Origin of the sequence: uncultured Legionella sp. (assembly GCF_937871865.1) — a bacterium.
Lineage (GTDB): Bacteria > Pseudomonadota > Gammaproteobacteria > Legionellales > Legionellaceae > Legionella.
In genome coordinates this window covers 1-5,273 of sequence record NZ_CALMPD010000281.1, presented here as the reverse complement: position 1 = coordinate 5,273, position 5,273 = coordinate 1, and the positions used below count along the sequence as shown (strand labels likewise).

The window sequence follows — 5,273 nt, the reverse complement described above, 5'->3', positions numbered from 1 at the left end:
TCAGTTTAGTGAATAACACATCGGAGCCCATGGGTGACTAGGCAATCAATTAATCGTTTATTGGCCGTCATGGTTAAAGAGTTCATTCAGATGATGCGTGATAGAACGACTATATCTATGATTATTGGTATTCCTTTAATGCAGTTAATATTATTTGGCTACGCGATTAATACTAATCCACGAAATTTGCCAACAGCAGTGGTTAACCCAGAGAATACCGAATTTAGCCGACGCATTTTAACCAGTATGGAAAATTCAACATATTTTAAATTTATTAGCGACCCTGTAGATACAAAGGAGGCAAATTGGTTGCTAAAAACTGGCCAAGTACAGTTTATCGTGAGTTTTCCTCCTGATTTCACAAGAGATATCGTGAAAGGGTTGCATCCTCCCTTATTGCTTGAAACGGATGCTACCGATCCTGCGGCCACCAGCCGTGCTGTATCCGTATTTACGGATTTGGCCAGTCTGGCACTCAATGAAGATTTAAAGGGGCCTCTTGAATCTTTAAAACCCAAATTACCGCCTTATCAGCCGCAAGTACATGCAATATACAATCCCCTTGCAATTACGGCATACAATATTGTGCCAGGACTTTTGGGCGTGGTATTAACCATGACCATGGTTATCGTTACTGCATTGGTCATTACCAGAGAAAACGAGCACGGTACTATGGAGACTCTCCTTGCAACTCCGTTAAAACCAATGGAAGTAATGGCAGGAAAATTAATACCTTTTGTCATCGTGGGCTTTATTCAGGTCGTACTGATTTTAGTTATGGCAAAACTTTTATTTTCAGTACCCAGCCAGGGCAGTATCTTGTTGTTATTGGTTCTTAGTATTCCTTTTATTGCAGCTAATTTATCAGTAGGACTTACTTTTTCTACCTTGGCCTCGAATCAGTTGCAGGCGGTACAAAGTGCTATGTTTTTTTTCCTTCCTTCGATTCTGTTATCAGGATTTATGTTTCCTTTTCGTGGCATGCCGGAGTGGGCGCAATGGGTAGGAGGCGCTTTGCCTCTCACTCATTATTTAATTATTGTCCGTGGTATTTTGTTAAAAGGGAATGGTTTCTTGGAGGTTTGGCATCAAATAATCCCCATCTGTTTGTTTACTGTTGTGGTTTTATTTATCGGATTCAAACGTTATCGGAAAACGCTTGACTAGCTTGACATCATTCTGATGCCAGGGCGCCATTATATGACGCACCTGATTTTTTGATTTCATAGGCTTGTCTCTATTCTGTTATAAATTCAGCCACTAAAATACAACCTACAGATTCGACATTATGTTACGATAACGGTCGTTTGAGGTGAAGTATTTCCAGCGATATCAGTTACTGCAGCACTTACAGTATCGCCAAGGAGCAGTCCTGGGTTAGGTATAGCCCAAAGCCCTGAGGAATCGACAGTTGTTTGTGCTGTCGAACCATTAGGGAAGGTCATAGTCAATGTAGTCCCTGGTTCTGCCGTGCCGGTAATCGGATCCGTTTGATTAACTGGATCAATAACTGGCGCTTCGGGAGCCGTTGTATCTACAATTACTGGAGCTAATGCACCTGTCGGGCTAGTATTTCCTGCTGCATCTGTTTGTACTGCCAGGACTTGCCCTGCGTTATAAGTGCCTTCTGGTAAGACGAAGCTGGTGCCAATTCCCGCTTGCCACGTTGCACCTTTATCCATGCTATATTGCCAGATAGCTCCAGGAACAAGCCCCGTGACATTTACCGTACCGTCATTAGTAATTCCTGGTGATGTTTCATGCTCCAGGGTGAGCGTAGGCGGGGGAGGAGGGAGCGTATTTACAATTACTGGAGCTAATGCACCTGTCGGGCTAGTATTTCCTGCTGCATCTGTTTGTGCTGCCAGGACTTGCCCCGCGTTATAAGTGCCATCTGGTAAGACGAAGCTGGTACCAATTCCCGCTGTCCAAGTTGTACCTTCATCCATGCTATATTGCCAGGTAGCCCCTGGAACAAGCCCGGTGACATTTACCGTTCCATCATTGGTTATTCCGGGGGATGTTTCATGCTCCAGGGTGAGCATAGGTGAGGGAGGAAGTTCTGTTTCTATTGTAAAGTTAAAGGCTGGTGTTGAAAAATCAGATACGTTACCTGCTCCATCTGTGGCTGTTGCCGTTATACTGTGAGGTCCGTTGCCCAGGATAGGGGTAAAAAACGTCCAGTTTCCATTGGTTGCTACGGCTATGGCACTACCGATTACGTTACCATTATCGTAAAGGGTTACGGTCGTTCCGGGCTGAGCAGTGCCCTCAATTGTCGGTGTAGTATCGTTCGTGGTACCGCCATTGCCAATTGGGTTGCCTCCATTGTCCACCACGGAGCTAATTGCGGGGGGCATGGGCTTTCCTGACTGAAGGTAGGTATAACCATCGGTACTAATGATTTTTTGTCCATCGGGGTTTTGAACAACGACGTCAACAACAGGGCCAGATGTTCCACTCAGTAAGGCAGGAACAATTACCTGAATCCTGGTCGAAGACAGCACATTAATTTGCGTTGCCAATTGGCTACCAATATAGACTAAAAGTCCCTGGGCGAAGTTATTACCCGTGATAATAATCGTATTTCCACCTTCAATAGGCCCGAAATCAGGGGTGATCGAGGTGATCACTGGTCCTAATAATTGGGTTAGTTGTTCTGCGATTGCTAAAACCTGCTTCATTTTTACCGCAGGAGTTTGAACCCATTGAGCCAAGTTTCCAACACGTTGATTGCCCCAGTGATGTTGTTTATCATAGTGTTTATTCCCATCAGCTAAGAGACTTAATTGAATGCTGATGCTGTTGTTATCTGGGGTAGCATTGTGTGATACTAAATGTTGGCCAATAAGAGACAGTTCCACACCCAATTTAGATGTATTAGGTAACCAGCTGAATCCTGTTTGATAATTATCATAAATTTCACGAGCAGTCGCCTCGCCAAAAAGTTTAAAGCGATCACCTAATAATTGGTTCACTTTGATTCCTGCACCTATACCATCACGGTTCTTAGTGGAAGCAGGGATAAAAATCGTGTTATAGCGCACTTGGTCGTAATAAAGAGCACCACTGACTAAGGTCGATGGAGTAAGAAGGTAATCAATTTCGGCATCAATACCAGTACTGTTTGCCCCTGCAATATAACGATAATTAATACACTGCAGGCCTGCAGCAAAACCATTACAGTTAAAGCCATTAGAGGTAAAAATAATAGGGTCTAAATATTTGCTATCGGCCTTTGCCCAATAACCGCCGGCATTTATTCCTTGTATGTGTGGTAAATCGAAGAGTTGTTCAAAACGAAGGCCATAGGCATCCTGGGCTATTCTGGATTTTATATTGCCCGTATCAAATTGAAATGGCAGGCGTTGCTCTAAACGGTCTATGGTTGCTTTAATATGAGCTAAAGGAGTAAATCCATAGCCTAAGGTTCCATTGAGGCGATATTGGCCTGAACCATATTCTCCTACGGCACCAAATGCAAATCGTTCTCCCAAAGGCAGCACGTACTGGGCATTAAAAAAAGCTCCAGTCAAATCACTGTAGGTTACGCCCAAGTTCACAGGGCTTGCTAATCCTAATTGGCTATTTGTTAATGATAGATTATTCAATGTTCTTGTAGCATGCGTCGGTTTGTTAAATAAGGGACTTCCTGTGGTTAAGGAGGGTTGAGCTGACGGTTGAGATACCGGTGGTACAGCGGCTATGGCTAATTGAAAAAACTGACAATAAATAAGTAAACTTGCAATAAAATGACGAAAATAAGTGGATGCTTTACTGCGATTACTTTTATTTATCCCAATGGTACGCTCAGTGCTTATATTATAGTCCATTAATCACCTTAACTTCTTGACATATTTTAAAGAGATGGTTTCTTGCAAAACGAATAGTAGTTTATAATTTACTTTTCCTACCGTATTATCCTATTGGTTTTACAGGATAATATACATCCTACAATGTAGGATCAGGTATTGCAAATATGATGTTAGCTATCGATGTTTAGAAAATACCGCGTGCTCACTAACCTTTATACTTCGTTGCCGGTTCCGTCAAAGAACCAGACTCTTTTTTGCAAAAGAGTCATGATTTATATCTTGTTCAGTAGTTCGGTTCTGGTGTTTTCATCAACAAAGGCAGATTCTATAGCCATTCTGGTTATCTTGTTCATGGTGTCATCACTGTATTGGTACGCTTCCTGAACACGTTGGTACTCCTGAGCGAGATTCGTGCTCATAAACGGAGGATCATCAGAGCTGATGCTGACTTTAATGCAGGCCTCATAGAGCTTGGGGAAGGGATGACTGTTCATGTCCTTAAACAAGCCTAAAAAAATATTACTGGTAGGACAAACCTCCAGTGCAATGCCTCTTTCTTTAACCATAGCCATGGTATCAGGGGAGTGGATTACATTGACGCCATGACCTATTCGTTTAATAGGCAGGTATTCCATTGCTTCTACCATGCCTCTGGCTGAATCAAACTCTCCGGCATGGACCGTACATTCTAATCCCGCATCTGCGGCAATTTGATATGCTTTGGTGAATAATTTGGGAGGAAATTTTGCTTCATCACCACCTAAACCAAATCCAGTGACGCAGGGAAATTGATCAATGCCAGCCTGGTGCGCTACTCGTTCACATGCTTCTACCCCAAAGTGGCGGACCCCAGTGCTGATAATTCTTCCTACTATATCAAATTGATCTTTGGCATCATCAATTGCTTGTTGTATTGCTGCTAAATGTTCTCTTGAAGGTATTCCACTTGATTGTTCTGCATGATCAGGTGAATACATCATTTCTACATAGATTGCATGTTCCTGAGCATTAGTGCGAAGATAATCAAAAGTAATGTCATAATAATCCTGAGGCACTTTGATTACTGCCGCCAGAGTATCATAAACTTTTAGAAAATCGAGGAAGTCTTTTGACAGGTAGCTTGTTCCATCAGAAGCAATCAAACCGGAAGGTAGGGTTAATTTATTACGTTTTGCAAGTTTTAAAGCTAAATCAGGGGAAATGGTGCCTTCTAAATGAACATGTAATTCCGCTTTTTTCAAATTCATTGCTTAGCCTTTTTTCTTTTAAACAAGCCTAATGGTAACTTAGTTAAAAAAACGATAAAATAGTAAATTATAAATATAGTTTTTGGGATTGATTATGAGTGCTACTGATATAGATAAAGCGTATGTGAGTCCATATGACAAATTTTTATTTGAATATGATGCAACTCATGAGAAATCGGCATCACAGCTAAAAGAAATAAAAAAGCATGAG

The 5,273-nt window shown here is 41.9% G+C and carries 4 protein-coding genes; 2 read left to right on the top strand and 2 right to left on the bottom strand.

Features of this window, described 5'->3' with window-relative positions; genetic code table 11:
• The first annotated feature begins 33 nt into the window (after positions 1–33).
• Positions 34–1,167, top strand: coding sequence for an ABC transporter permease (locus Q0495_RS15165; RefSeq protein ID WP_298627781.1), 1,134 nt, complete (start codon positions 34–36; stop codon positions 1,165–1,167).
• Positions 1,168–1,286: 119 nt separating this feature from the next.
• On the opposite strand, the gene Q0495_RS15160 is transcribed toward Q0495_RS15165, so the two are convergent.
• Both Q0495_RS15160 and Q0495_RS15155 read right to left on the bottom strand, forming a co-directional pair.
• Entirely contained in the window at positions 1,287–3,833 is a 2,547-nt protein-coding gene (locus Q0495_RS15160) for an Ig-like domain-containing protein (protein WP_298627779.1), read from the bottom strand.
• Between the two features lie 254 nt (positions 3,834–4,087).
• A complete protein-coding gene (locus Q0495_RS15155) occupies positions 4,088–5,062 on the bottom strand; it encodes an adenosine deaminase (protein ID WP_298627778.1) in 975 nt (324 codons plus the stop codon).
• Positions 5,063–5,156: 94 nt separating this feature from the next.
• Between Q0495_RS15155 and Q0495_RS16870 the strand changes: the two genes are divergently transcribed.
• A partial coding sequence (locus Q0495_RS16870) for a CBU_0585 family protein (RefSeq protein WP_367274445.1) occupies positions 5,157–5,273 on the top strand: 117 nt, incomplete at its 3' end.

What these genes read in the sequence shown, in the direction of transcription:
- Q0495_RS15160 (WP_298627779.1), bottom strand. Translation starts at nt 3,833, where the DNA reads ATGGACTATAATATAAGCACTGAGCGTACCATTGGGATAAATAAAAGT.
- Q0495_RS15155 (WP_298627778.1), bottom strand. Translation starts at nt 5,062, where the DNA reads ATGAATTTGAAAAAAGCGGAATTACATGTTCATTTAGAAGGCACCATT.